Source organism: Arthrobacter sp. NPDC056886 (assembly GCF_042788715.1).
Classification (GTDB): Bacteria; Actinomycetota; Actinomycetes; order Actinomycetales; family Micrococcaceae; genus Arthrobacter.
Genome location: NZ_JBHUBT010000010.1, coordinates 55,342 through 80,621, shown reverse-complemented (window position 1 = coordinate 80,621; position 25,280 = coordinate 55,342). Strand labels below are relative to the sequence as shown.

Annotated in this window: 21 protein-coding genes; 16 read left to right on the top strand and 5 right to left on the bottom strand. The window is 68.0% G+C overall.

Features of this window, described 5'->3' with window-relative positions:
• Positions 1-3 precede the first annotated feature (3 nt).
• From paaD to galU, 4 genes are all read left to right on the top strand, one after another.
• On the top strand, positions 4-573 hold the full coding sequence (gene paaD / locus ACFRJ8_RS17440) for a 1,2-phenylacetyl-CoA epoxidase subunit PaaD (RefSeq protein ID WP_377987636.1): 570 nt from the start codon (positions 4-6) through the stop codon (positions 571-573).
• A 15-nt stretch (positions 574-588) separates the two neighbouring features.
• Positions 589-1,815, top strand: coding sequence for a 1,2-phenylacetyl-CoA epoxidase subunit PaaE (gene paaE / locus ACFRJ8_RS17435; protein ID WP_377987426.1), 1,227 nt, complete (start codon positions 589-591; stop codon positions 1,813-1,815).
• 38 nt (positions 1,816-1,853) lie between these two features.
• Complete coding sequence (locus ACFRJ8_RS17430; protein WP_377987425.1) at positions 1,854-2,633, top strand: enoyl-CoA hydratase/isomerase family protein; 780 nt, start codon at positions 1,854-1,856, stop codon at positions 2,631-2,633.
• 97 nt (positions 2,634-2,730) lie between these two features.
• Complete coding sequence (galU, locus tag ACFRJ8_RS17425; protein ID WP_377987423.1) at positions 2,731-3,621, top strand: UTP--glucose-1-phosphate uridylyltransferase GalU; 891 nt, start codon at positions 2,731-2,733, stop codon at positions 3,619-3,621.
• Here galU and ACFRJ8_RS17420 read toward each other — a convergent pair.
• Positions 3,618-4,082, bottom strand: a complete 465-nt coding sequence (locus ACFRJ8_RS17420; protein ID WP_090574884.1) for an Lrp/AsnC family transcriptional regulator — start codon at positions 4,080-4,082, stop codon at positions 3,618-3,620. The genes galU and ACFRJ8_RS17420 overlap by 4 nt on opposite strands.
• Before the next feature lie 159 nt (positions 4,083-4,241).
• Here ACFRJ8_RS17420 and ACFRJ8_RS17415 point away from each other — a divergent pair, with 159 nt between their 5' ends.
• Genes ACFRJ8_RS17415 through ACFRJ8_RS17405 form a run of 3 tightly spaced genes read left to right on the top strand, consistent with a single transcriptional unit; the run spans position 4,242 to position 8,241 of the window.
• Complete coding sequence (locus ACFRJ8_RS17415; protein ID WP_377987421.1) at positions 4,242-5,480, top strand: thiamine pyrophosphate-dependent dehydrogenase E1 component subunit alpha; 1,239 nt, start codon at positions 4,242-4,244, stop codon at positions 5,478-5,480.
• Positions 5,477-6,601, top strand: a complete 1,125-nt coding sequence (locus ACFRJ8_RS17410; RefSeq protein WP_377987420.1) for an alpha-ketoacid dehydrogenase subunit beta — start codon at positions 5,477-5,479, stop codon at positions 6,599-6,601. The genes ACFRJ8_RS17415 and ACFRJ8_RS17410 overlap by 4 nt, the downstream gene beginning before the upstream one ends.
• A gap of 2 nt (positions 6,602-6,603) precedes the next feature.
• On the top strand, positions 6,604-8,241 hold the full coding sequence (locus ACFRJ8_RS17405; RefSeq protein ID WP_377987418.1) for a dihydrolipoamide acetyltransferase family protein: 1,638 nt from the start codon (positions 6,604-6,606) through the stop codon (positions 8,239-8,241).
• 74 nt (positions 8,242-8,315) lie between these two features.
• Here the strand turns inward: ACFRJ8_RS17405 and ACFRJ8_RS17400 are convergent, their stop codons facing one another.
• A complete protein-coding gene (locus tag ACFRJ8_RS17400) occupies positions 8,316-8,945 on the bottom strand; it encodes a TMEM175 family protein (protein WP_377987417.1) in 630 nt (209 codons plus the stop codon).
• Between the two features lie 245 nt (positions 8,946-9,190).
• Here ACFRJ8_RS17400 and ACFRJ8_RS17395 point away from each other — a divergent pair, with 245 nt between their 5' ends.
• The 4 genes from ACFRJ8_RS17395 (at position 9,191) to ACFRJ8_RS17380 (ending at position 13,437) form a co-directional block, all read left to right on the top strand.
• On the top strand, positions 9,191-10,006 hold the full coding sequence (locus ACFRJ8_RS17395) for an MBL fold metallo-hydrolase (RefSeq protein WP_377987416.1): 816 nt from the start codon (positions 9,191-9,193) through the stop codon (positions 10,004-10,006).
• A 118-nt stretch (positions 10,007-10,124) separates the two neighbouring features.
• A complete protein-coding gene (locus tag ACFRJ8_RS17390) occupies positions 10,125-11,411 on the top strand; it encodes a MinD/ParA family protein (RefSeq protein WP_377987414.1) in 1,287 nt (428 codons plus the stop codon).
• A 35-nt stretch (positions 11,412-11,446) separates the two neighbouring features.
• A complete protein-coding gene (locus ACFRJ8_RS17385) occupies positions 11,447-12,184 on the top strand; it encodes a GAF and ANTAR domain-containing protein (RefSeq protein ID WP_377987413.1) in 738 nt (245 codons plus the stop codon).
• 38 nt (positions 12,185-12,222) lie between these two features.
• On the top strand, positions 12,223-13,437 hold the full coding sequence (locus ACFRJ8_RS17380) for an MFS transporter (protein WP_377987412.1): 1,215 nt from the start codon (positions 12,223-12,225) through the stop codon (positions 13,435-13,437).
• Here ACFRJ8_RS17380 and ACFRJ8_RS17375 read toward each other — a convergent pair.
• Positions 13,431-14,465, bottom strand: coding sequence for a phosphatase PAP2 family protein (locus ACFRJ8_RS17375; RefSeq protein WP_377987410.1), 1,035 nt, complete (start codon positions 14,463-14,465; stop codon positions 13,431-13,433). The genes ACFRJ8_RS17380 and ACFRJ8_RS17375 overlap by 7 nt on opposite strands.
• 346 nt (positions 14,466-14,811) lie before the next feature.
• Here ACFRJ8_RS17375 and ACFRJ8_RS17370 point away from each other — a divergent pair, with 346 nt between their 5' ends.
• The 5 genes from ACFRJ8_RS17370 to ACFRJ8_RS17350 all read left to right on the top strand — a co-directional run bounded on the left by ACFRJ8_RS17370 (position 14,812) and on the right by ACFRJ8_RS17350 (position 23,403).
• Positions 14,812-15,849, top strand: coding sequence for an o-succinylbenzoate synthase (locus ACFRJ8_RS17370; protein ID WP_377987408.1), 1,038 nt, complete (start codon positions 14,812-14,814; stop codon positions 15,847-15,849).
• 158 nt (positions 15,850-16,007) lie between these two features.
• Positions 16,008-18,101 (top strand): PhoX family protein, encoded by a 2,094-nt coding sequence (locus ACFRJ8_RS17365; RefSeq protein WP_377987407.1) that lies wholly within the window; start codon positions 16,008-16,010, stop codon positions 18,099-18,101.
• Between the two features lie 192 nt (positions 18,102-18,293).
• Entirely contained in the window at positions 18,294-20,141 is a 1,848-nt protein-coding gene (argS, locus tag ACFRJ8_RS17360) for an arginine--tRNA ligase (RefSeq protein WP_377987406.1), read from the top strand.
• On the top strand, positions 20,138-21,868 hold the full coding sequence (gene menD / locus ACFRJ8_RS17355; RefSeq protein WP_377987405.1) for a 2-succinyl-5-enolpyruvyl-6-hydroxy-3-cyclohexene-1-carboxylic-acid synthase: 1,731 nt from the start codon (positions 20,138-20,140) through the stop codon (positions 21,866-21,868). Before argS ends, menD begins: the two co-directional genes overlap by 4 nt.
• Positions 21,869-22,443: 575 nt before the next feature.
• Positions 22,444-23,403, top strand: a complete 960-nt coding sequence (locus tag ACFRJ8_RS17350) for a hypothetical protein (RefSeq protein WP_377987403.1) — start codon at positions 22,444-22,446, stop codon at positions 23,401-23,403.
• A gap of 97 nt (positions 23,404-23,500) precedes the next feature.
• On the opposite strand, the gene ACFRJ8_RS17345 is transcribed toward ACFRJ8_RS17350, so the two are convergent.
• A complete protein-coding gene (locus tag ACFRJ8_RS17345; RefSeq protein WP_377987402.1) occupies positions 23,501-24,277 on the bottom strand; it encodes an amino acid ABC transporter ATP-binding protein in 777 nt (258 codons plus the stop codon).
• Positions 24,274-25,245: an amino acid ABC transporter permease gene (locus ACFRJ8_RS17340; RefSeq protein WP_377987401.1), complete on the bottom strand. Its 972-nt coding sequence runs from the start codon at positions 25,243-25,245 to the stop codon at positions 24,274-24,276. The genes ACFRJ8_RS17345 and ACFRJ8_RS17340 overlap by 4 nt, the downstream gene beginning before the upstream one ends.
• Positions 25,246-25,280: the final 35 nt, after the last annotated feature.

The window sequence follows — 25,280 nt, the reverse complement described above, 5'->3', positions numbered from 1 at the left end:
GAAATGTTTGTCTCCGATCCGGAAACCGCGGAGCGCCGCAACGCCGCCAAGGGCAACACCGCCCAGGAGAAGGCGTGGGCGGTCGCTGCCACTGTGTGCGACCCGGAAATCCCAGTCCTTACCATTGCGGATCTCGGCATCCTGCGCGATGTCCAGGTTTCGAAGGAACCAAGCGCTGCCGACGGCGGGATGGTTCCCGCCGTCCAGGTCACCATCACCCCGACCTACTCCGGCTGCCCGGCAATGGACGCCATCCGGGATGACCTCACCGCGGCTTTCCGCCGCGCGGGGTACCCGAGCGTCCGGGTCGAACTTGTCCTCTCCCCGGCCTGGACCACCGACTGGATGAGCGAGGACGGCAAGGCCAAGCTGGAGCAGTACGGGATCGCCCCGCCGTCCGGCCACTCGGCAGTCCGGCACGCGGGCCCGGTCCGGCTCGCGCTCGCCGTCAAGTGTCCCCAGTGCTCATCGCTGAACACCAAAGAACTCACCCGCTTCGGTTCCACCTCCTGCAAGGCCCTCTACGTGTGCCAGGACTGCAAGGAACCGTTCGACTACTTCAAAGTTTTGTAAGGAACAGGTGCCTCCATGAAGGTTGTCCGCCAGACCGCCGCGGAGTCGGCCACAGCCACCGGCCGCCGTCGCGCGTCCTTCCACACCCTGACGGTGGACGAGGTCCGCCGGCTCACCGACGACGCCATCGAGGTGACGTTCGGCGTCCCGGCCGAGCTCGCGGGACAGTTCGACTACCTGCCGGGCCAGTACGTCGCGCTGCGCACCACCCTGCCCGATGCCGACGGCCAGCCGCACGAGATCCGCCGCAGCTACTCGATCTGCGCCGAACCGCGCAGCTTCGCGGACGGCAGCAGTGAAATCCGCGTGGCGATCAAGAAGGACCTCGGCGGCCTGTTCTCCACTTGGGCCAACGCCGAACTCAAGGCCGGCGACGCCCTTGACGTCATGAGTCCCATGGGGGCCTTCGTCTCCAAGCACGGCCGCGACGGCAAGCCCGTGGAGCAGAACGTCATGAACTCCATGAACCATCCCGAAGAGTTGGCCGGGGAGCCCGGCTCGTTCGTGGCGATCGCCGCAGGCTCCGGCATCACCCCGGTGATCGCCATCGCCCGCACCTTGCTGGCGGCCCACCCGGAGACGCGCTTCGACCTCATCTACGCCAACAAGGCCGCCATGGACGTGATGTTCCTCGAAGAACTCGCGGACCTGAAGGACAAATACCCGGCCCGGCTGGCGCTGCACCACGTGCTCTCGCGTGAACAGCGGATCGCGCCGCTGCTCAGCGGCAGGATCGACGCCGAGAAGCTGCAGGCGCTGCTGGGCACCGCCATTCACGCTGACGACGTCGACGAATGGTTCCTCTGCGGTCCGTTCGAACTCGTGCAGCTGTGCCGGGACACCCTCGCCGCGCGCGGCGTCGCTCCGGAGCACGTCCGCTTCGAACTGTTCACCTCCGGCAAGCCGGACCGCCCCGAGGGCAACATTGGCCGGCCTGTGATCGAGGACGAATCCAAGGAAACTTACAAGATCACGTTCAAGCTGGACGGACTCCAGGGCGAGGTGGCGAGCCCTACCCACGCCCGCGAATCCATCCTCAACGCCGCCCTCCGCGTCCGCCCCGACGTGCCGTTTGCCTGCGCTGGCGGCGTCTGCGGCACCTGCCGGGCCAAGCTGGTCAGCGGCAATGTGTCTATGGACGAGAACTACGCCCTCGAGCAGGACGAGCTCGACAAGGGCTACGTCCTGACCTGCCAGTCCCACCCCACCACCCCGGAAGTCACGGTCGACTTCGACGTCTAGGTTTTTCGACGCCCGCCTTTTCGAATCCAAGGAGCCCCATGATTTCCCTGTCCATCGCCGGCGGCGTCGCCGAGGTCGTACTCGATGCCCCGCACAAGCTGAACTCCCTCGACGAGCAGGCACTCGCGGATCTGTCCCGGGCGTACGACGACGCCGCTGACGCCGCCGCCCGCGGGGAAGTCCGCGCACTGCTGCTCCGCGGCGAGGGCCGCGCTTTCTGCGCCGGCCGGGACATTGCCGGCGTGACCCCGGAGAGCGACGACGCGCAGGCGTACCTGGGCGGGCTCGTCCAGCCGCTGCTCAAGAAAATGAGCGCTTTCCCCGCGCCCACGTTCGCCGCGGCGCAGGGCGCCTGCCTCGGCGTGGGACTCGGCCTGCTGCTGGCCACGGATGTGGTCTACGTGGCGGAGAATGCCAAGTTCGGCTCACCGTTCGCCAAGCTCGGCGCCACCCTCGATTCCGGCGGGCACTGGTATTTCACCGAGCGCCTGGGCATGCACCGGACCCTGGACCTGATCTACACGGCGGAGCTCATGAGCGGCGCCGACGCCGTGGCGCAGGGCCTGTTCAGCCGGGCCATGCCCGCGGCGGAGCTGCTGGGGAACACCCGGGCCATCGTGGCCGGTGTTGCCACCGGCGCCACCGGTGCGTTCAGGGCCAGCAAGGAGCTCGTGGCACACATCCGGGACCAGCGGCTGGGGCTGTGGGAGGCCATGGAAGAGGAAAACGCAGAGCAGGCACGGCTGTGCAAGAGCGAGGACTACGCCGAGGGTTTCCGCGCCTTCCAGGAGAAGCGAAGCCCGGTTTTCAAGGGCTGACAGGCGGCACGTCGGGGTCAGCGGAAACTCGATTCCCGGGTACTCGTCTTTGCCCCGAAGCATTCTCATTTCCGTAACCCGCTTGTAATGTTCGGTTATGAGTCTGGGGAGATCTGTAACTAAAGCTGTCATACCCGCGGCGGGGCTGGGAACGCGCTTCCTGCCGGCCACCAAGGCAATGCCCAAGGAAATGCTGCCGGTGGTCGACCAGCCGGCCATCCAATACGTTGTGGAAGAAGCCGTCCGGGCCGGGCTGACGGATCTGCTGATGGTTACCGGGCGCCAGAAGCGTGCGCTGGAGGACCACTTCGACCGCGAGCCGTCGCTGGAGCACGCGCTTGAACTCAAGGGTGATTTCGACAAGCTGGAGGCCGTCCGCCACGCTTCCCGCCTGGGCCCGCTGCACTATGTGCGCCAGGGCGACCCCAAAGGGCTGGGCCATGCGGTCCTCTGCGCCCGCCAACACGTGGGCTATGAACCCTTCGCCGTCCTGCTGGGCGATGACCTGATCGACGAGCGGGACGAGCTGCTGACCACCATGATGGACGTCCAGGCCCGGACCGGCGGCTCCGTCGTGGCGCTGATCGAGGTGGATCCCGTGGAAATCAGTGCCTACGGCTGCGCCGACATTTCGGTGGTGCCGGGCCACGGCCACGTGCGGGTCAACCGGCTCGTGGAGAAACCCGCCGTCGCCGATGCCCCGTCGAACCTGGCCGTGATCGGCCGGTACGTCCTGCATCCGGAGATTTTCGATGTCCTGGAGGACACTCCGCCCGGCCGCGGCGGCGAAATCCAGCTCACCGATGCGCTGCAGACCCTGGCCGTGTCCGACAGCGAGGGCGCCGGCGTCTACGGCGTGGTCTTCCGGGGCCGCCGGTACGACACCGGAGACAAGCTCAGCTACCTCAAGGCGGTCATCTCGATCGCGGCCGAGCGGGTGGAGTTTGGCGAGGAGCTCCGTGCCTGGATGAAAGCGTTTGTGAGCTAGCGCGTGTCCACGTCTTCGAACACCAGGAAGGTCTGGGTGTCCAGGACGCCCGGCATGGACTGCAGCTGGTCGAAGATCACCCGGCGAAGGTCAATGTTGTCCACGGCACGCACCAGCAGGATGACATCAAAGTCCCCGCCTACCAGCGCGATGTGATGGACCTCCGGGATGGCGCGCAGGAGTTCGCGCAGCTCGCGCCAGGAATGCTGGCGCACCTTCAGCGTGACGTAGGCCGACGACTTCAAGCCGGCCTTGATGGGATCCACCAGGGCGGTGAATTTGGTCAGGACGCCTTCGCCGGTGAGCCGGGCGATCCGGGTGTACGCGTGGGCGCGGGAAATGTGGACGTTCTCGGCCACCTGGGTCACGGACATGCGGCCGTCCCGGGTCAGCTCCGCAATGATGTTCCGGTCCACATCGTCCAGCGGCACCGCCACCTGCTCCGCCTCAAGCTCTGCCATTCGTCCACAACCCCCGCCGGTAATCCAGCTCACACTTACGATTCGTCTTCCAGACTAGGGCAAATTTATGGACTTCTCCACGGTTTGCCGCGGAGGTGGATACGAAACAGCGGCTGGCAGCATACTGGGAAAGATTAGTGGCTACAGAAGGACGGACCAATGACGATCTCCGCAGACCATGCTGCGCAGCAACCCGCGCAGCAGGCCGCGCAGCAAAATCCAGCCAGTGATGCCGTGAGCAAGTTCGGCATCACGGTTGAGGACTACATGCTCCCGGCCCGCCACCAGATCCAGATGGTCGGCCCCGACGGCACCCTGAATCCGCACACGGAGCAGGGTACCCAGCCCGGGCACGAATACAGCCTGCCCAGCGAGGCCGAACTGCTGGCCGCCTACGAGCAGCTCGTCGTCGGCCGCCGCGTCAATGACCAGAACTCCGCGCTGGTCCGGCAGGGCCGCATGGCCGTTTACCCCTCCAGCCACGGGCAGGAAGCGTGCCAGGTTGCCGCCGCACTGTGCCTTGCCGAGGGTGACTGGCTGTTCCCCACCTACCGGGACTCCGTGGCCGTCATGGCCCGCGGCGTGGACCCTGTGCAGACGATGACGCTCTTCCGCGGCGACTGGCACGGCGGCTACGACCCCGCCAAGAACAAGGTCGGCATCCAGTGCACTCCGCTGACCACCCAGCTGCTGCACGGCGTCGGTGTTGCCCACGCCGCCAAGCTGCGCGGCGAGGACACCGTGGTCCTGGCCATGTGCGGCGACGGCGCCACCAGCGAAGGCGACTTCCACGAGGCCCTGAACTTCGCCGCCGTCTTCCACCTCCCTGTGGTCTTCTTCGTCCAGAACAACCAGTACGCGATCTCCGTGCCGCTCGCGCACCAGTCGGTTGCGCCCTCGCTGGCCCACAAGGCCGTGGGCTACGGCATGGCCGGCGAACGCGTCGACGGCAACGACGTCGTGGCCCTGCTCGCCGTCCTGGGCCGGGCCGTCAAGCTCGCCCGGGAAGGTTCCGGGCCGTTGCTCGTGGAGGCCCACACCTACAGGATGCAGGCACACACCAACGCCGACGACGCCACCCGCTACCGGCAGGACAGTGAAGTCGCCGAATGGGTGGCCAAGGACCCGCTGAGCCGGATGCAGACGTACCTGACGGACCGCGGACTGCTCGACGATGACCGCGCCGCCACGATCGCCGACAAGGCCGAAGCAGTTGCCACGCAGCTGCGCGAAGGCCTCAGCGAAGGGGTCCCGGTGGAACCGCAGGACCTCTTCAAGTACGTCTTCTCCACCCCCACGCCACTGCTGTTGGAACAGTCAGCCATGCTCGCCGACGAACTGGCCCGCGACGCCGCATCCACTGCAGCCGCATCCACCGCAAAGGAGGCCGGCAAATGAGCCCCAGTATCACCACGTCCTCCGAGGCGAACGGCAACGTCAGCGCCGCGACCGCCCGGGCGGCCGCGAAAGCGGCAACCGCAGCTGAGCAGAAAGCGGCACTGACCGGCCCGCAGACCATCACGCTGGCCAAAGCGCTCAACACCGCGATGGCCGACGCCATGCACGCGGACTCCTCGGTCCTGGTCTTCGGCGAGGATGTCGGCATGCTCGGCGGCGTCTTCCGTATCACGGACGGGCTCACCAAGACCTTCGGCACCAGCCGATGCTTCGACACCCCGCTGGCCGAATCTGGAATCGTGGGCATGGCTGTGGGCATGGCGATGAACGGCATGCGCCCGGTCATCGAGATGCAGTTCGACGCCTTCGCCTACCCGGCCTTCGAACAGATCGTCAGCCACGTCGCCAAGATGCACAACCGCACCAAGGGCGCCGTGAAGCTGCCCATGGTCATCCGGGTCCCGTACGCCGGCGGCATCGGGGGAGTGGAGCATCACTGCGACTCCTCCGAGGCCTACTACGCCCACACCGCCGGCTTGAAGGTGTTCACGCCGGCCACCGTGGCGGACGGCTACCGGATGCTCCGCGAAGCCATCGACTCCGACGATCCCGTCATGTTCATGGAGCCCAAGAAGCTGTACTGGTCCAAGGACCAGGTGGACCTGGACGCGCTGCGCGCCGAGCACGCCGCGAACACCGAGCGCGGCACCTCCTCCGAGGGCCAGGCCGCCGTCGCCCGGCCCGGCACCGACGCCACGCTGATCGCCTACGGACCGTCCGTCCCCACGGCGCTCGCCGCCGCGGCCGCCGCCGCCGAGGAGGGCCGCTCGTTAGAAGTGATCGACGTCCGCTCGATCGTGCCGTTCGACGACGAGACCGTCTGCGCCTCGGTCCGCAAGACCGGCCGCGCCGTGGTGATCGCCGAGGCCCACGGTTTCGCGTCCGTGGCCTCGGAAATCGTCGCCCGGGTCCAGGAACGCTGTTTCCACCACCTGGTCGCGCCGATCCGCCGCGTCACCGGCTTCGACGTGCCCTACCCGGCGCCCAAGCTTGAGCACTACTACCTGCCCGGCGTGGACCGCATCCTCGACGCCGTTGACGACCTCCAGTGGGAAGACTGACCATGAGCGAACCGAAAGTATTCCTCCTGCCTGACCTGGGCGAGGGCCTCACCGAAGCCGAACTCGTGAACTGGCTCGTGGCCGTGGGCGACGAGATCCGCGTTGACCAGCCGATCGCCGAGGTGGAGACGGCCAAGTCTATGGTGGAGGTGCCCTCCCCGTATGCCGGCACCGTGGCCGTGCTGCACGGCGAGCCCGGCCAGACGCTCGACGTCGGCAAGCCGCTGATCTCGGTGATGCCGGTTGGTGCTTCCGTGTCTGCCCCTGTTTCGGGTGGGGCCGGCGCGAATAATGCTGCCCCCGGTGGTTACGCTGCGGGGGGCGCCGCCACAGGCAATGCCGCCCCCGCCCCTTCGCCGGACAGCATTCGTCCTGCGGACGATGCTGCCGGCTCCGACAGGCCCGATGCCACTCCCGGGGCGGCATTGCCTGCGTCGGCTGGTGTTGTTGCTGACTCGCCGGGCGCTGTTGCCGACTCACCTGACTCCGCTGCTGATTCTTCGCCCGCAGCTGTTGCGGCTGAGGCTTACCGCGAGGAGGAGAAGGCTGGGTCTGGGAATGTCCTCATCGGTTATGGGACTTCGGGCGGGCATGGGGTTGCCCGGCGGAGCCGGGCACCTAAGGGGGCCGCCGCTACTTCGGTCGCCGAGCCTGCCGGCGGGGTGTCTGCTGCCGAGAAGGCTGCCGATGACCTGGTGCTGCTGCGGACCCGGGTGCCTGGGAAGCTTGGGGCGGTTATTTCTCCGCTGGTTCGCCGGATGGCGCGCGATCATGGGGTTGATTTGGGGGAACTCCAGGGGTCGGGGGCCAGCGGGCTCATCATGCGTCGCGACGTGGAAGCCGTGATCAAGCCGTCAGCGGTGGCTGAGCGCCCGGCCGTGGAGCAGGCCGTGGCGTCGGGCACCGATGCGCGTACCGGGCTGGGCATTTCCGGACGCACAGCGGTCCGTGGAGTGCGCAAGGCGGTCGCGGCGAACATGACGCGCAGCCGGTCCGAGATCCCGGAAGCCACGGTGTGGGTGGACGTGGACGCCACGGCGCTCGTGGAGATGCGTGCGGCGCTGAAGAAGGCGGACCCGCACAACACCCCGGGCCTGCTGGCTTTCATCGCCCGGTTCGTCACCGCCGGGCTGAAGAAGTTCCCGGAGCTGAACACCCGGATCGTGACCACTGAGGATGCTGCGGGCGGCATGATGCAGGAGATTGTGGCCTTCGACGGCGTCAACCTCGGTTTCGCGGCGCAGACCGACCGCGGACTGATGGTGCCGTCGGTGCGCAACGCGGACAAGCTCAGCGCCCGCGAACTGGACGCCGAGATCCGCCGCCTCACCGCCGTCGTGCGCGAGGGCAAGGCGACCCCGGCGGAGCTGGGCAGCGGCACCTTCACGCTGAACAACTACGGCGTGTTCGGGGTTGACGGTTCCGCCGCGATCATCAACCACCCCGAAGTGGGGATCCTGGGCGTTGGGCGGATCATCGACAAGCCTTGGGTGGTCAACGGCGAGCTCGCGGTCCGCAAGGTCACCGAACTGACCCTCACGTTCGACCACCGGGTGTGCGACGGCGGCACGGCGGGCGGCTTCCTGCGCTATGTCGCGGACGCGATCGAGAACCCGGGGTCGGCGCTCGCTGACATGTGAGGGCGTGGCCCATAGAGGCTTCGCTGGCCGGGGATTCCCGGGTGGGGCGGGGCCGCACGGTCAGTTCTGTGCGGTTAGTTCTGTGCGGGACCCGCGCGCGACTCCGCCCGGGCGGAAAGCCACCGCGCCAGCCACGACGCCGGCAGGAGCATCAGCCACAAAAACGGCGTGTAGGCATTGAGGGCGAACGCTGCCGGAATCGAGAAGAGGAAGACCACGGCCACGGCCAGGCGCGCGTAAAAGATGCGGCGGTGCACGTGGGCGGCCATCTCGCGGTCCATCAGCCCGGCGTGCTTGGCGTAGCCCCAAATGGCCGCCAGCATCAGATAGACCGCGGCAATGTTGGCGGCGTACAAAACGCTGGGCCACGGCGTGGGGTCGTCCCCGTAGTCGCTGAGGATCGACGTCGGAGCGGGCAGCATGGCAATGAAGAACAAGAGGGCCAGATTCAGCCAGGCCAGGTTCGCGTTGAAGCGGCGGATGAGGGCAAAATCGGAGTGGTGGGACATCCAGGTCTTGGCGATGATGGCAAAGGACAGGGCGTACGCCAGCAACTGCGGCCAGGCGGCGATCAGGGCGCTGTCCAGCTGCTCCGCTGGGATGCCCTCGGGCAGTTTCAGGTCCAGGGCCAAGAGCGTTAGGGCGATGGCGAAGACGGCATCGCTGAAGAACACCATCCGCTCCAGGGAAGTACCGGCATTCAACGGGAGCCACCCCCAATCGTTCGGGTGAGCGCCGGGCTCATCGACGGAAGTAGGCCACAGGCTACTCCGCCGCGCGGGCCAAGACGAGAGCCTCCGGGCAGAGCCGCCACAGGGGCGGGACGGGCATGCCCTGAAGGGAATTGCCAGCCGACACGGGTAGAATCGAGGCCTGTGCAGCGCACCAACACCGCACCAACAAGACCGCACAAACAACGCCGGAAAAGCGTCGGAATTACGGAGATGCAATGTCACGATGGCTCGAAGTCGGTCCAGACAACTACGTACTGACAACTCAAGGTTCCCTGCTCAACACGGGTCTGGTGGTCGGCACCGGGCGCGCCATGGTGATCGACACTGGCGGCGGCCCCCGGCAGGGCCGTGAGATCCTGGCGGCCGTGCGGGAAAAGACCGGACTGCCACTGGTGGTGGTCAACACGCACGCCCACTACGACCACTTCTTCGGCAACGCCGTCTTCGCCGACGACGGCGTCACGGAATTCTGGGCGCACGAGAACTGCGCTGCGGAAATCGAGGAGAACGGTGATGAGCAGCGCCGGTTCGTGGCCTCGGCGGAACCGGAAATGGCGGCCGGGCAGGGCCCCGACGCCGAGCTGGTGGTTCCGAACGCCATCGTGAAGGACCAGCCCGTCCTCGTGGATCTTGGCGGGCAGACCGCCACCTTGTTCTATCTGGGCCGCGGCCACACCGACGGTGACCTCCTGGTCGGCACGGCGAGCACCCTCTTCGCCGGCGACCTCGTGGAACAGGGTTCCCACCCTTCCTTCGAGGACTCATTCCCGGAAGACTGGGCCGATGCCCTCCGGCACCTCTCCGCGCTGCGGCACCGCTACGAATTCCTGATTCCCGGCCACGGCGAACCGTGCTCGGACCAGTTCGTCAAGACCATGGCCAACACGATGACCACCGCGGTCCGGCAGGCAATCCAGGCCACCCGGGAAACCCCGGACGACGCAACCAAGGCCATCCCGATCCTGCCGTACGGCCCCGAGCAGTCGCGCTGGTTTATCAAGCGCCTGCAAGACACAGGGGCCCACCGCTAGGGGCCAGGATCTTGGCAGTAATGGTAAGTGTGCTCATTACTGCCCCTAGACTTGTTCCTTGAACGATGTCAATCGAGCACTGCAGCGGTCTGCGCTGTGATCCCTGGGGGGAACGAACATGCCAGAACCGGTCGAAAACAAGACCGCCAACGCCCTCGCTGAAGCTGAAGCAGCTGCAGAGCAGGCCCAACTCCCGCGTCGGAGGGACCGCCGTCGTGGCGACGACTCCGACGCCTGGACAGGAACCATGCCTATTATTTCCAGCAACCAGGCCGAACAGCGCCCGAGCGCCCCCAGCAGTTCCTGGGCGGAGGCCGCCGCTGCCGCCGACGCGCCCGCACGCCCTCAGCCCCAAAAACCGTCCAAGGATCCTGTGCTGAAGCCGCCTGCCCCCGAGGCCGCTCCTGCCGTGCCCGCCCAGCCCACCCGTTCCACGCGTTCGGCGAGCAGGGCGGCGGCCCTGGCCGACGCCCCGGTGCCCGACTTCATTAGTTCCCCGGGTCTTTTTGTCCGCGAGCAGAAGCCCCGGCCCGTCGGCGGTTTCCGCGGGGCGCTCTACGACATGACCGGCGGCGGGCTGAACCTGGGCCCGAGTGCCAGGCAGCGTGAGGAAGACGAACTGGCCCGGCGCATCTCCCGCCAGCTCCAGGGCAGCTACAACACGGCCGTCCTGAGCCTGAAGGGCGGCATCGGCAAGACCTCCACCACGGTTGGCGTCGGACTGACCCTTGCGGAGTTCCGGGGCGATCCCCCGTGCGCGATCGACGCCAACCCCGATTCCGGCGACCTCGTCGAACGCGCCCTCGGCGAGGGCATTTACCAGCAGCAGAGCCCGCGGACCATCACGGACCTGCTCAGGAACATCGAGTCCGTCGATTCCCTCACGGCCCTGGCCCGCTACATGCACCATGCCGGCAGGTTGCACCTCATTGCCGGTGAACAGGATCCCGAGGTATCGGATTCGCTGACGGCCGAGGAATACCTGCGGATCCGCAAGCTCATCTCCGCCTACTATTCAGTGGCGCTGATCGACTGCGGCACGGGCGTGACGCACAATGCTATGAGCGGGATCCTGCAGTCGGCGGACAACCTGATCATCGCCGCCGGCTATGCCGTCAGCGGCGCCAAGCGGGCCCGCAGCACCCTTCACTGGCTGGCCAGCCACGGCTACGAAGAGCTGGCCCGAAACGCCGTCGTGGTCATCACCGACAAGGACGAGGTGTCCACCCGGGTGGACAAGGACGCTATCGAAGAACACCTGTCCGGCATCTGCCGCCAGCTGATCGCGGTTCCGCACGACCGCGGCGTGGCCGACGGCGACCTCGTCACCCTCGATGTGCTTCGCCCCGAAACGCGGCGCGCCTACCGGGAGATCGCCGCGGCAATCGTCGACGGCTACAGCTAAGCGCGCCCATGCAGGGCTCCGCGGTACATTTGAGCATGGCCAACAACTACGTCGGGGACGACGCCGCCCGGCATCTCCAGGACTTGCTACTGGGGACCGAGAACGTCGACGACTTCCTGAATCGTCTCGCAGAGTTTTCGGCCGCCTCGCTGAGCCACATGACCGGGGCCGAGATTGAGTGCGGCGTGACGCTGCAGCGCCGTAAACGGACCATGACGGTCGCGGGCAGCAGCCCTCACGCCGTGGTCCTGGACCGCATTGAGCAAAGCCTCCGTGCCGGCCCCTGCGTCGAGGCCCTGCGCACCAAGGCCGTGGTCCTGCTGGCGGACGTAGACACCGACCCCCGCTGGCCCGAATACCAGCTCCAGCTTGCTGCCAACGGGTGCCGCAGCACTTTGGGCGTTCCCCTGGAAATCGGAGAGGACGCCGCCGCCGCACTGAACTTCTTCGCGGCGGAGACTGGACTCTTCACCGAGGCGACCATCGCCGAAGCCGCCGGATTCGCGGACCTGGCCGGGCGTGCCCTGCGCCTGGCCGTACGCATCGGAACCGCCCAGTCGCGGGCCGAGGACATGCAGGCCGCCATGGAACACCGCACTTCCATAGATCTCGCCTGTGGTGTGGTCATGGCTCAGAACCGCTGCTCGCAGGACGACGCCATGGCCATCCTGACCCGGGTATCCAGCAACCGGAACCAGAAGCTCCGGGAAGTCGCCGCGGACGTGCTCCGGAACCTCACCAGCGCCGAAGTCCGGACCCACTTCGACGCCTAAGTCAGGGAGGACCCCGGCGGATGCCTAGGATGAAGGGGATGACCACCACACGCCTCGCCCCCTTCAGCCTCCGCAGCATCGCCGTTCCCGCGTTCGGACCGGCCCTCATGTTCAGCCTGGGCGAGGGCGCGATCCTTCCCGTGGTGGCCCTGTCCGCCCGCGATCTTGGCGCCTCCGTGCCGGGGGCTGCGCTGATTGTCACGCTGATTGGCCTCGGGTCCTGGTTCTTCAACCTGCCGGCGTCACTGATCACGCTGAAATTCGGGGAACGCTGGACGATCGTGGGGGCCGCGACCGCCAGCGCTGTCGCACTCGCCGCGGCAGCGGTCGCTCCGCTGTTTCCGGGTGGCCTCTGGGTGCTGGCGGCGGCGATGGTGGTGGTCGGCATGGCCGCGAGCGTCTTCAGCCTGGCGCGGCAGAAATACCTGACCGAGGCTGTGCCGGTCATGGTCCGGGCGCGGGCCCTGTCCACGCTCGGCGGCGTCAACAGGATCGGCATCTTCATCGGCCCCTTTATCGGCGCCGCCGTCATGCAGTTTGCCGGGATCAGCGGGGCCTACTGGGCCGGCGTCGTGGCCATGGCCGCGGCGGCGGCAGTGTCCGTCACCATCCCCGACCTCGAGGCGAAGCCGCTTCCGGCCGACGGCGTCCCGGCGAAACAGCCCACTATGCGCAGCATCGCGGTGTCCCACGCCGGCGTCTTCCTGAGCGTCGGGGCCGGGGTTCTGCTGCTGAGCGCGTTGCGTGCCTCGCGCCAGGTGGTCATCCCGCTGTGGGCCGATCACCTGGGCCTGGACCCCACCGAGGCCTCCCTGATCTACGGGATCTCCGGGGCGATCGACATGCTGGTCTTCTATCCGGCCGGAAAGCTGATGGACCGCAAGGGCCGGCAATGGGTGGCCGTCCCGTCCACGCTCATCATGGGCACTGCCATGCTGCTGATCCCGCTCAGCACGGGATTCGTCTCGCTCATGCTGGCCGCGCTCCTGATCGGCTTCGGCAACGGCATCAGCTCTGGCCTGAACATGACGCTCGGGGCCGATTTCTCGCCGGACAACGGCCGCGGCCAGTTCCTGGGCATCTGGCGCTTCATGGCCGACGCCGGCGCCACCGGCGGTCCCGTGCTGCTCTCAGCCGTCACAGCCGTCGCGGCCCTGGGGGCCGGCGTGGCTGCGACCGGTGTGATCGGCTTCGCCGCCGCCGCGGTGTTCGCCGTGACCATTCCGCGCCTTAAACACCGCCGGAACTACTGACCGCCTGAGCTACTGACCTGCCCGGCGGCCAGGCCGAACAACCACACGCCGGTCACGGTGGCGAGGTAGCCAGCAATGATGATCAGCGACGTTCCGGCCCAGAAGTAACTGATGGTGCTGATCTGCCCGCTCGGGCCGATGCTCAGCAAGGCATAGGCCGCCACCCCTGCCGCGGCAAGGCCTGTGAGAACCGGAAGCAGTACCCACACCCTGGCCGAGGCCCAGTGACCGCCGTAGCCGTCCCAGACGTTCCAGCGCGGGCCCCGGCGGATGATCAGCCAGCCAGCCGGGATCATGAAGGCGCCCACCAGCAGGAAGGCCGCTACGACGTCGGCGGGCCTGTGCCACTGGTTGATCAGGGTAGACACGCCCGTGGCGACCGCGAAGGTGCCGCCCAGATAGCCGGCCAGCGGCCGCCAGCGCGGCGAGACCAGCAGGAACACGGCGGCGGCGGCCGAGGCTGCCAGCGTGGTGTGGCCCGAGGGCAGCGAATTCAGCTCCAGCGTCTCGACGCCGCGGTATGGCCGGACCGGGAGCAGGTCCTTCAGGATTTGCGTTGCCACATTGGCGCCCACGCAAGCAGCAATCGCGATCCCGGCCGCAGACCAGCGGCGCCGAAGGATGGTGACGAAGACCACCACGATTGACGCAATCACCACAGAGAGCGCCGGCAGCCAGTCCAAGAGTTTCGTGGCGGCCTTGCCTACGGTACCGCTGAGCTCAACGGCTTCGACGAGGGCCGATTCGTCAATGAACTGTCCGGTGGTGGTGCGGACAAAGAAGAAGTAGGTGGCGGCCAGCCCGGCGACGCAGGCAACCGTGGCCAGCACGAACAAGGCAGCCGTGGCCTTGCCGGGGGGCCGCTGGGCCTGCGGATCCGATGTTCGGCGGGCTCGAGGTCGGCGCTCCGGAGGTTCGGGCGGCCGGGCGGTGAGCAGCTGCGTTTCCGCGAGCTCTGTTTCCGGGAGCGGTGTTATCTGGACTCGGGCAGACGGGTCCCAAGGGGTGCGTTCCTGCCGAAAAGTCATGCCATTAAGAGTCCCACAGAACCCTGCGCGCCAGCTGGAGGTCCGGCGCGCGCCGAGTGTAGCGCCCGCCAATAATCGAGTACTCGCTACTCGTGTCCCGCCGGACCGGGACTCGTAGAGTCGTTTGTGCCGGCGCGGATTGTCCCCCGGCACTACGCTCCTTGAGCGGGGCCGGCGGAGACGAGTTTCCTGGACCAGGGACTCACCCCCAGTCATCGCCGGCCCATCAAGGACCTCATCAGCCTCCCTGCGCTGCGTCCCCAGCGCTCATGTCCCCAGCACTCGTGTCCCCGGTGCGGCGCCCCCGTGCGGCATCGCAGGGGACTCATACCAGTACAGTGGCACCATGCCTGCCCTCCCCAAGGACCCCCCGGCACCTCCCGCCGAACCCCTGCCCGGCCTTGACGAGCTCCTGGCCGGGGCCCATGTTGTGAGCCTGCCGATGCGCGTGAAGTTCCGGGGCATCCTGCAGCGCGAGGCCCTGCTGCTCCGCGGCCCGTTGGGCTGGGGGGAATTCGCTCCCTTCCCCGAGTACGACGACGCCGAGGCCTCCCGCTGGCTTGCGGCCGCGATCGAGGCAGGCTGGGCCGGGTTCCCGGCGCCCGTGCGGGAAAGCATCCCGGTCAACGCCACTGTCCCTGCCGTACCGGCCCGCCAGGTGCCCGAGATCCTGGCTCGCTTTGGCCGCGTGGACGCAGTCAAAGTCAAGGTCGCAGAACGCGGCCAGAGCCTCGCCGATGACGCCGCCCGGGTGGCGGCCGTCCGGGAGGCGCTGCCGGACGCCGCGATCCGAGTGGACGCGAACGGCGGCTGGAACGTGCCGGAGGCCGTCACGGCACTCAGGCGGCTCGCCGCCGTCGGGCTCGAATATGCCGAGCAGCCGGTGCCGGAGATCGCGGGCCTGGCCGAGGTCCGGCGGCAGCTCCGGGCCGCCGGCGTCCCCCTGCTGATTGCGGCGGATGAGAGCGTGCGCAAGGAAGAGGACCCCCTCAAAGTGGCACGCGCCGGCGCCGCGGACCTGATCGTGGTCAAGGTCGCCCCGCTCGGGGGAGTGCGGCGCGCCCTGCAGATCGTGGCGCAGGCGGGGCTGCCCGCCGTCGTGAGTTCGGCGTTGGACACCTCGGTGGGCATCCGGGCCGGCCTGGCACTGGCCGCCGCCCTGCCCGAGCTGCCGTACGCCTGCGGCCTGGGGACAGTCTCCCTGCTCGCCGCCGATGTCACGCAGGATTCCCTGGTTCCCGACGACGGCGCGATCACCCTCCGCGATGTCCTCCCGGCGCCGGAACTGCTGGACGCACACGCCGCGGCACCGGAACGCCGGGACTGGTGGCTGGACCGGCTGCGGCGCGTGCACGCGGTGCTGGCCGCATCGACTGCTCCGTAACGGCCCCTCAGGACCCTGAAAACGGCGTTTACGGAGCAACCGACGGGTTCGGCGGGCACGCCGAGCATTCACCGCAGCTTCATCTGGGAGACGCCTCTCGGTAGCCAGCGGCTGGAAGGGTGGGCGCGACCGCAACTCACCCCATGGAAGGTCTCTCCATGTCTGTCTCCTCCGGACGCACATTCTCCCTGCTCCCCATGCTTGGCCACACCAAAGGCAAGCGAAGCCCCGTCACCTGCGCGCTGAAGTGCGACAACGCCTGCTCCGGCGAGGTCTGCAACACCAGCACCAACAGCTACTTCCGCGACATCGCCTCCGCCACGATGTCCCGCCGCGCCGCCCTGGGCTTCGGCGCTGCCGGCGCACTCGCCGTCGCCTTCGGCAACGCTGTGACGTCCGCCGGACCCGCTGCCGCCGACGGCGGCCCGGGCCTCGCCGCCGCCGCCAAGGAGGGGTTTGGAAAATCCAAGCTCCAGTTCACCGCCATCGCCCCGGTGGACGCCGCGGTAGACCAGCTCACCGTCCCGACCGGGTTCACCTGGCAGCCGGTCATCCGCTGGGGCGACCCGCTCTTCAAGGACTCGCCGGCCTTCGACCTCGATCGGCAGAGCGCGGCGGCGCAGGCCCGCCAGTTCGGCTACAACAACGACTACACGGACATCCTGCCAGTCGACGGCTCCAAGGACCGCCGGGCCGTGCTCTTCACCAACCACGAATACACCAACGAGTCCATCATGCTGCCGGCCGGATTCGACGCCGCCGAAGCCCGCGCGATCGGCCGCGCCGCCCACGGCCTCACGGTGGTCGAGTTGGAGCGCAAGAACAAGAACAGGCCCTGGAACTACGTCCGGGGCGCCGGCCTGAACCGCCGCTTCCTGACCGACACCACCTACGAGCTCGACGGCCCGGCTGCCGGATCCGCGCTTCTGAAGACCGCAGCCGATCCTTCCGGCCGGTCCATCCAGGGCACGCTGGGCAACTGCTCCGGCGGCACCACGCCATGGGGCACCATCCTGTCCGGCGAGGAAAACTTCAACGGCTATTTCGCCACGCCTGGAACCTCTGACGCGGACAAACGCTACGGCCTGACCAGCAAGCCCACCGCCCGCCAGTGGGAACTGGATGACCCGCGCTTCGACACCCGCAACCCCGGCTACCAGTACGAGGCCAACCGCTTCGGCTGGATCGTGGAAGTGGACCCGTTCGATCCCTCCTCCACGCCCCGCAAGCACTCCGCAATGGGCCGCTTCAAGCATGAAGGCGCCAACGTGATCGTTGCCAAGTCCGGCCACGTGGTGGCCTACATGGGCGACGATGAGCGCTTCGACTACCTGTACAAGTTCGTCTCGGCCGGCACATACCGGCCCGGGAAAACGGCGGAGGACCGCAGGAACAACCTCACCCTGCTCTCCGAGGGCGACCTGTATGTCGCCAAGTTCACAGGCAATTCGCCGGCCGACTTCGACGGCACAGGCAAGCTTCCGGCCGACGGAGCGTTCGACGGATCAGGTGTTTGGCTGCCCCTCGTGGTGGGCGGACAGTCCAAGGTGGCCGGGATGTCCGTGGAAGAGGTGCTCGTGTACACCCGCCTCGCCGCCGACAAAGTGGGCCCCACCAAGATGGACCGCTGCGAAGACGTCCAGCCCAGCCTGCACACCGGCAAGGTCTACGTCGTCTGCACGAACAACGCGGACCGCGGCAAGCCCGGCAAGGAAGGCGCCACCGAGGTCAACCCCCGCACCCTCAACAGGGACGGCCACATCGTCGAAATCACCGAGACCGGGGACCAGACTTCAACCACGTTTGGCTGGAACCTGCTGATGGTCTGCGGCGACCCGGCCAAGAACTCCACCACCTACTTCGCCGGCTTCCCCGCCAGCCAGGTCTCACCCATCTCCTGCCCGGACAACGTGGCCTTCGATTCCGTGGGCAACCTGTGGATCTCCACCGACGGCGCGCCCTCCAGCATCGGCTACGCCGACGGGCTCTTCAAGGTGACCCTGGACGGTGCCGAACGAGGCAAGGTGGAGCAGTTCCTGGCCGTCCCGCGCGACGCCGAGACCTGCGGCCCGGTCATCCACGACGACGAACGCACCGTATTCGTTGCCGTTCAGCACCCGGGCGAGGAAGGGACCTTCGCCGAGCAGCACTCCTACTTCCCGGACTACGTTGCCGCCGGCGCGACGCCGAAGCCCGGCCAGGTGCGTGCCCCGCGCCCGTCCGTGGTCCAGGTGTTCCGCACCGACGTCTAGCCTGCCGGAACGGCAAAACAACAGAACGGCAAACAACGGCACTTCAAAACAACAGAACGGCAAACAACGGCACGGCAACGCGGGATCAGATCGCACCCATTCTGGGCCCTGGATGGGCGCGATCTGACCCGCCTTTCTTCGGGCAGTGGGAGGGAAGAAACCCGGGCAGGCCCGAACTGATAATTTGGGACTGTGAATAATCCGGCCGAATTGGTTGTCCCCAGAGTCCAGGCTGCAATTGCCACCGCGTTCGGCGAAGAGTTCCGGCACACGGACCCGGTGGTCAGGCCCTCCCAGTTCGCCGACATCCAGATCAACGCCGCCATGGCCCTGGCGAAGAAAGCCGGTCTGCCGCCGCGGGACGCCGCCGCCAAGATCGTGGACGCCCTGAACCTGGACGGCATCTGCACCAGCGTGGAAATTTCCGGGCCTGGCTTCATCAATCTGAGCTTTGACGGCACCTGGATCGAGGAACTGCTCAATGCAGAGTCGGTCCAGGCCGCGTCCAAGGCCACTGCGGTGACGCCGGCCGCGACACCGCAGCGCGTCGTCGTCGACTACTCCTCCCCGAACGTCGCCAAGGAAATGCACGTCGGCCACCTGCGCACCACCGTGGTGGGGGACAGCCTGGTCAAGGTGCTCGAAGCCCTCGGCGACACCGTGATCCGGCAGAACCACATCGGCGACTGGGGCACCCCGTTCGGCATGCTGATCGAACACTGGCTGGAGATCGGTGAGGACTCCCCGGACGCGGCGCTGCTGGTGGAGGACCCCAGCGCGTTCTACCAGGCCGCCCGGGCCAAGTTCGATGCCTCCGCCACCGACGAGGACGGCTTCGCCACGCGCGCCCGGCTCCGCGTCGTGGCACTGCAGAGCGGCGACGCCGAGACTTTCGCCGTGTGGCAGCGGCTCGTCGCGCAGTCCAAGCGCTACTTCAACGCCATCTACTCCGCGCTGGGCATCAGCCTCACCGATGACCACATCGCCGGCGAAAGCTCTTACGACGCGCATCTGGCACAGCTGTGCCAGGAACTGGAGGAACGCGGCCTGGCCCGGATCAGCGACGGCGCCCTGTGCACCTTTCCCGCAGGCTTTACCGGCCGCGACGGGGAGCCGCTGCCGCTGATCATCCGCAAGTCCGACGGCGGCTACGGCTACGGCACCACGGACCTCGCCACCATCCGCTACCGGGTCCGCGACCTGGCGGCCAACCGGATCCTCTACGTCGTGGGCGCCCCGCAGAACGTCCACCTGCGCATGGTCATGGCCACCGCCCGCGACGCCGGCTGGATGCCGGACACGGTCCAGGCCGTGCATGTGCAGATCGGCAACGTGCTCGGCGAGGACGGGAAGATCCTCAAGTCCCGCTCCGGTGCCCCGGTGAAGCTCATGGCCCTGCTCGAGGAGGCCGTGGACCGTGCCCGTGCCGTCATTGACGCGAGCCGGCCCGAGCTCAGCGAGGACGAGCGCGCCGTGACCGCCCGCCAGGTGGGCATCGGCGCCGTCAAGTACGCCGACCTCTCCACCGGACACGACACCGAGTACGTCTTCGACTTCGACCGCATGCTCGCCCTTAGCGGCAACACCGGACCTTACGTGCAGTACGCCGCCGCACGGATCCGCTCCATCCTGCGCAAAGCCGGCGTGCTGGAGCAGGTCACCGGCGGCGACAGCGGCGGCGACACCGGCGGCGACGGCGGCACGCCGGCCGGCACCCAAGCAACTGGCATCGCGGCAGCCGGGGAGGGCGGGCCCGCCACGGCGATCGCCGTCGTCGAACCGGCAGAACGCGCGCTGGCTTTGCACCTGCTGGAGTTCGACGCGACGCTGAACAAGGTCCGGGACGCGCTGGAGCCGCACCGGCTCTGCGGCTACCTCTTCGAGCTCGCGCAGCTGTTCACCACCTTCTACGACCAGTGCCCGGTGCTCAAGGCCGAGGAATCTGTCCGGGATTCGCGGCTGGCCCTGTGCGCGCTGACGCTGCGCCGCCTCTCTGGCGGCCTGGAACTGCTGGGCATCGAAACGCCGGAGAACATGTGAATCCGGCGGATTCCGCGGCCGCCTCGTCCACCTCGGGCGGCCTGACCGCGGTGGAGGCGGCGCGCATCGCCGTCGACACTTTGCTCGCCGCCGGTGTACGCCAGGTGGTGGTGTCCCCGGGTTCGCGCTCGGCGCCCATGGCCTACGCCTTGGCCGAGGCCGAAGCCGCCGGACGCGTGGAGCTGCTGGTCCGGATCGATGAGCGGACGGCCGGCTTCACGGCCCTCGGCCTTGCCTTGTCCGCCGGTGCCCCCGCCGCCGTCCTCACCACGTCCGGGACCGCCGTCGGCAACCTCCTCCCGGCCGTCATGGAGGCCAACCACGCCGCGGTGCCGCTCGTGGTCATTTCCGCCGACCGGCCCGAGGAACTGCGGGGGACCGGTGCGAACCAGACCACCGTGCAGCTGGACCTCTTTGGCGAGCACGTCCGCTTCGCCGTCGACGTGCCCGCGGGCAGCGATCCCCAGCGCGCCGTGGACACCGCCCTCAGCGCCGCCACCGGAGCCTTCGAGGACGCCCCTCCCGGGCCGGTGCAGCTGAACCTTGCCTTCCGCGACCCGCTGGTCCCCGCTGTCGGCGACGGGCTGCCCGCGGCCGGACGCGGGCTGTACCGGGCCGCCCGGAGCCCTCTGGCGCTGGACTTTCCGGCCGCCTCAACGGCACTGCCGGAGCGGCGCACCGTGGTGCTGGCGGGGCACGACGCCGGTCCGGTCGCCGAGGCCTTCGCCCGCGCGCACGGCCTGCCGCTGCTGGCAGAGCCGTCCTCCAATGCTCGCTTCGGCCCCAACGCCGTGGGGCCCTACCGGCTGCTGATCGACCACTTCGGCGCGGACTCGGCCCAGCCGATCGAACGGGTGGTGCTCTTCGGCCGGACGACGCTCTCCCGGCCGGTGAGTGCGCTGCTGGAGCGGGCCGATGTCCCCTCGGCCCTTTACCAGCCCGTTCCGGTGGCCTGGTATGAACCGGGCCGCCGCACCGAACTGCCGCTGGAATCCCTGGCGGACCTGGCGGAATTCGCCGGCCGCGGGGCAGCCGCGTGGCTCGATGCCTGGCTGCTGGCAGGAGCCGCCGCGCAGCACGCCGTGGACCTGATCCTCGCCGCATCCCCTGCCGCGACCGGCCCGTCGGTCGGCGCCGAGGTCTGGAAGCACGCCCGCGGGCAGCTGGTCCTGGGCTCCTCGAACGGGATCCGCGACGTCGACCTCGCCGGGTCGCCGCCCGCGGAACCACAGGCCATCATGTTCGCCAACCGGGGCCTGGCCGGGATCGATGGCACCACGTCCACCGCCACGGGGATCGCGCTGGGCGGGGGCCAGGAAACCACCGTGCTCATGGGGGACGTGACGTTCCTGCACGACGCCGGGGGACTCCTGCTCGGCGCCGGGGAGGCCGAACCACAGCTGCGGATCGTGGTGCTCAACGACGCCGGCGGTGCCATCTTCGGGCTCTTGGAGCACGGCGCAGTCGCCGCGGCGGGGCGCTACGGCAACGCCGTCGAACGCCTCTTCGCCACCCCCCAGCGGGTGGACCTCGCCGCGCTGGCCGCGGCCTACGGCGTCGCGCACCGCCAGGTCGGCACGACGGCGGAACTCGCAGAGGCGCTGACCGGCCCGCTGCAGGGCCGCAGCATCATCGAAGTGCGCACGGACCGGCACCGGCTGGGGGAGTTGCACCGCGCCATCCGGGCTGCGGTGGCCACCGCCGTGGAAGGCCTCCCGCAGACGTAGCCGCTTGCTACGGGCGCCCTGCGCCGGGCGCCGACGACGCGTTCCGTGCCCGGCGCTGCGCAAAATACCAACCGACACCCGAATACCCGCCACGTCAGGTAGCTTGCGCGTCGCAGGCCGGGATGTGCGTCCCCGGCGGGAATCTGCGTCGGGGGACGGAATGTGCGTCGCACGCGGAGACGCGCTCCGTGCCCGGCGCTGTGCAATCTGCCCGGCGCTGCGCAAAATACCAACCGACACCCGAATACCCGCCACGTCAGGTGATTTGCGCGTCGCACGCCGGAATCTGCGTCGCCGGCGGGAATCTGCGTCGCGAGCGGAGACGCGCTTCGTGCCCGGCGCTGCGCTCCGCGCCAAGGGCTGCGCTTCGTGCCCGGCGCTGTGCAATCTGCCCGGGGCTGCGCAAAATACCAACCGACACCCGAATACCCGCCACGTCAGGTAGCTTGCGCGTCGCAGGCCGGGGTGCGCATCGCCGGTCGGAATCTGCGTCGTCGGACGGAATGCGCGGCGGGTTGTCCACACACGGGCAGCCGGCCATGGCGCCGCGGCTCCCGTGCTGCGATCTTCGTTCCATGAGCGAATTACCGAGACTGATCCTGGCCCGCGAGCACATCCAGCAGGGGCTCACGCCGAAAGAGCTAGTCAAACGCTGCCGGGCAGGCGGGCTCGTTCGCGTGCGCCACGGCGTCTACGTCGACGGGGAGGCATGGAGGGCGCTGCAGCCTTGGGAACAGTACCGGATCCGAGTTAGCGCCGCGGCAGAGACGTTCACGGCCCGGACGGTTTTTGCCAGGCACTCTGCAGCGTCCGTGTGGGGAGTTCCAACCATTGGCCAGCGTCATCCGGTCCATGCGCTGACGCTTCAGAGCCGCGGCGGACGCTCGCGTGCGGGAGTGCGGCGACACTACGCAGACCCGGACGGTCTCAAGGTGTTCCGGCGCGAAGGTCTCCTGGTCACGGGGAGGGTCCGTACGGTGCTGGATCTGGCTGCCTTCACGCCGTTTGCTCAAGCCATTGTTCCTTTGGACCACGTGCTTAAGCCGGACGCCGCGCATGGGTTGCCCGCGCTCTCCAAGGAAATACTGCTGGCGGGTGTTGACGGCAATTACGCCGCTGCGGCTGCGCGGCGGATCAGAACTGCCGTGGAGTTCGCGGATCCGCGGTCCGGGTCCCCGGGGGAGTCCTACAGCCGCGGACTCATGTGCGTAGCCGGATTCCAGCCGCCGGAACTTCAGCACGAAATCCGGGACGGCTCCGGTCTGGTGGGCTATGCGGACTACTACTGGAAGAATGCACGGTTGGTTGGCGAGTTCGATGGCGTCGAGAAGTATCTGAAACCCGAATACCTTCAGGGCAGGACGGCATCGCAGGCCGTCGTGGACGAGAAAGAGCGCGAAGACCGGATCCGGGCCGCGGGGCTCCGGGTAGTGCGGTGGGTCTGGGCGGACCTCATGGAGCCGGCCCGGCTGGAACAGAAGCTGGCCGCGTTCGGTGTCCCACGCCGTCGAGCCCGTTCCGCAGCGTGGCCATGACACGCAACCCATCCCGCGACGCGCAAATGCCCTGTCGCCACCGGAATAGCGGTGGCGACAGGGCATTTGCGCATCGACAGGAAACGTCCGCGTCGCGTTACAGCACCCGGCTCAGGAACTCCTTGGTGCGGGGGTGCTGCGGGTTGGCCAGGACCTCGCGCGGGTCGCCGGACTCCACTACGACGCCGCCGTCCATGAACGTCAGGCGGTCACCGACCTCGCGGGCGAAGCCGATCTCGTGGGTCACCACGATCATGGTCATGCCGGACTTGGCGAGGTCCTTCATCACGTTCAGGACATCGCCCACGAGTTCCGGGTCGAGCGCGGACGTGGGCTCATCGAACAGCATGAGCTCGGGATCCATGGCCAGCGCCCGGGCAATCGCAACGCGCTGCTGCTGGCCGCCGGAGAGCTGGGATGGGTAGTGGCCGGCACGGTCGCCGAGCCCGACGCGGTCCAGCAGCTCCAGGGCCCGCTTCCGCGCCACTGCCTTCGACTGGCCCTTGACCTGGACCGGGGCTTCCATGATGTTCTGCATCGCAGTCTTGTGCGGGAAGAGGTTGAAGCGCTGGAACACCATGCCGATCTCGCGCCGCTGGGCCGCGATTTCCTTGGTCTTCAGGTCATGGAGCCGGCCCTTGACCTCGCGGTAGCCGATCAGCTCTCCGCCCACGGAAATGCGTCCCGCGCTGATGGTCTCGAGCAGGTTCACGCAGCGGAGCATGGTGGACTTTCCGGAACCGGACGGGCCGATCACCACCGACACCTCGCCCTGGTTGACGGTCAGGTCGATCCCGCGCAGCACGTGGTGGTGGCCGTAGTACTTGTGAAGGCCCTCGATCTGTACCAGCGGTTTCTCAGTGGTGATCGTCATTTCGCCTCCTCCTCGGGGAAGTCCATCTTCAAGTCCGGCTCGGCCTCGGCGCTGGGGGCCCCTGCCGCGGAGGCCTTGGCTGCCGCGGGGTTGATCGCGGCCGGAACCCGGTTGTCCACGCCCTTGCCGTAGTGCGCCTCAATGAAGTGCTGGCCCACCATCAGCAGGCTGGTGACCAGCAGGTACCAGAATGCGGCGACAATCAGGAGCGGAATCGGAAGGTAAATGCGGTTTGCCAGGGCGTTGGTGGCAAAGGTCAGGTCCAGCGTGAACGGCACGGCCAGGACCAGGGAGGTGGTCTTCAGCATGCCGATGGTCTCGTTGCCGGTAGGCGGAACGATGACGCGCATCGCCTGCGGCAGGATGATCCGCCGCATGATCTTGCCCTTCGTCATACCGAGTGCCTCGGCAGCCTCATGCTGGCCCTTGTCGACGGACTTCAGGCCCGCCCGGAAGATCTCGGCGAGATACGCGGACTCATTGAGCCCCAGGCCAAGGATGGCCGGGATCAGGCCGTGGGTGGGATCCGAGGTCACCCAGGTAATGGCTGCAGGACCAAACGGGATCCCGAGGACGATGGTCGGATAGAGAACAGTGGCCAGTCCCCAGAAGAGCAGCTGGGTGTACACCGGGGTGCCGCGGAAGAACCAGACCCACGTCCAGCTGGACCAGCGGAACACAGGGTTGTCGGACTGTCGCATGAAGGCCAGAAGGATGGCCAGGACGATCGCCAAGACCATGGAGGCAAACGTCAGGAACAGGGTCCACATGACGCCCTGGACCACTTTGGTGTCCAAGATGTAGGTGCCCACGACATCCCAGCGGAAGTTAGGGTTCGTGAACAGGCTCTGCAGGAAGGCGACAAGGACGCCGACGATGATGATGGCGCTGATCCAGCGGCCGGGGTGCCGCACCGGTACTGCGTTGTTCAGTACCGGTGCGGCGTGAGCGTCCTGATGGCTGTCCATCGGTGTCCCTGCCGTAGGTGGGGTTGTGGGAAGGC

Coding starts and splice junctions, on each gene's coding strand:
- ACFRJ8_RS17370 (WP_377987408.1), top strand. CDS start 14,812: ATGCCTGCCCTCCCCAAGGACCCCCCGGCACCTCCCGCCGAACCCCTG.
- ACFRJ8_RS17390 (WP_377987414.1), top strand. CDS start 10,125: ATGCCAGAACCGGTCGAAAACAAGACCGCCAACGCCCTCGCTGAAGCT.
- ACFRJ8_RS17340 (WP_377987401.1), bottom strand. CDS start 25,245: ATGGACAGCCATCAGGACGCTCACGCCGCACCGGTACTGAACAACGCA.
- ACFRJ8_RS17415 (WP_377987421.1), top strand. CDS start 4,242: ATGACGATCTCCGCAGACCATGCTGCGCAGCAACCCGCGCAGCAGGCC.
- ACFRJ8_RS17385 (WP_377987413.1), top strand. CDS start 11,447: ATGGCCAACAACTACGTCGGGGACGACGCCGCCCGGCATCTCCAGGAC.
- ACFRJ8_RS17350 (WP_377987403.1), top strand. CDS start 22,444: ATGAGCGAATTACCGAGACTGATCCTGGCCCGCGAGCACATCCAGCAG.
- ACFRJ8_RS17430 (WP_377987425.1), top strand. CDS start 1,854: ATGATTTCCCTGTCCATCGCCGGCGGCGTCGCCGAGGTCGTACTCGAT.
- ACFRJ8_RS17420 (WP_090574884.1), bottom strand. CDS start 4,082: ATGGCAGAGCTTGAGGCGGAGCAGGTGGCGGTGCCGCTGGACGATGTG.
- ACFRJ8_RS17395 (WP_377987416.1), top strand. CDS start 9,191: ATGTCACGATGGCTCGAAGTCGGTCCAGACAACTACGTACTGACAACT.
- ACFRJ8_RS17375 (WP_377987410.1), bottom strand. CDS start 14,465: ATGACTTTTCGGCAGGAACGCACCCCTTGGGACCCGTCTGCCCGAGTC.
- ACFRJ8_RS17365 (WP_377987407.1), top strand. CDS start 16,008: ATGTCTGTCTCCTCCGGACGCACATTCTCCCTGCTCCCCATGCTTGGC.
- ACFRJ8_RS17405 (WP_377987418.1), top strand. CDS start 6,604: ATGAGCGAACCGAAAGTATTCCTCCTGCCTGACCTGGGCGAGGGCCTC.
- galU (WP_377987423.1), top strand. CDS start 2,731: ATGAGTCTGGGGAGATCTGTAACTAAAGCTGTCATACCCGCGGCGGGG.
- paaD (WP_377987636.1), top strand. CDS start 4: ATGTTTGTCTCCGATCCGGAAACCGCGGAGCGCCGCAACGCCGCCAAG.
- paaE (WP_377987426.1), top strand. CDS start 589: ATGAAGGTTGTCCGCCAGACCGCCGCGGAGTCGGCCACAGCCACCGGC.
- ACFRJ8_RS17380 (WP_377987412.1), top strand. CDS start 12,223: ATGACCACCACACGCCTCGCCCCCTTCAGCCTCCGCAGCATCGCCGTT.
- ACFRJ8_RS17410 (WP_377987420.1), top strand. CDS start 5,477: ATGAGCCCCAGTATCACCACGTCCTCCGAGGCGAACGGCAACGTCAGC.
- ACFRJ8_RS17345 (WP_377987402.1), bottom strand. CDS start 24,277: ATGACGATCACCACTGAGAAACCGCTGGTACAGATCGAGGGCCTTCAC.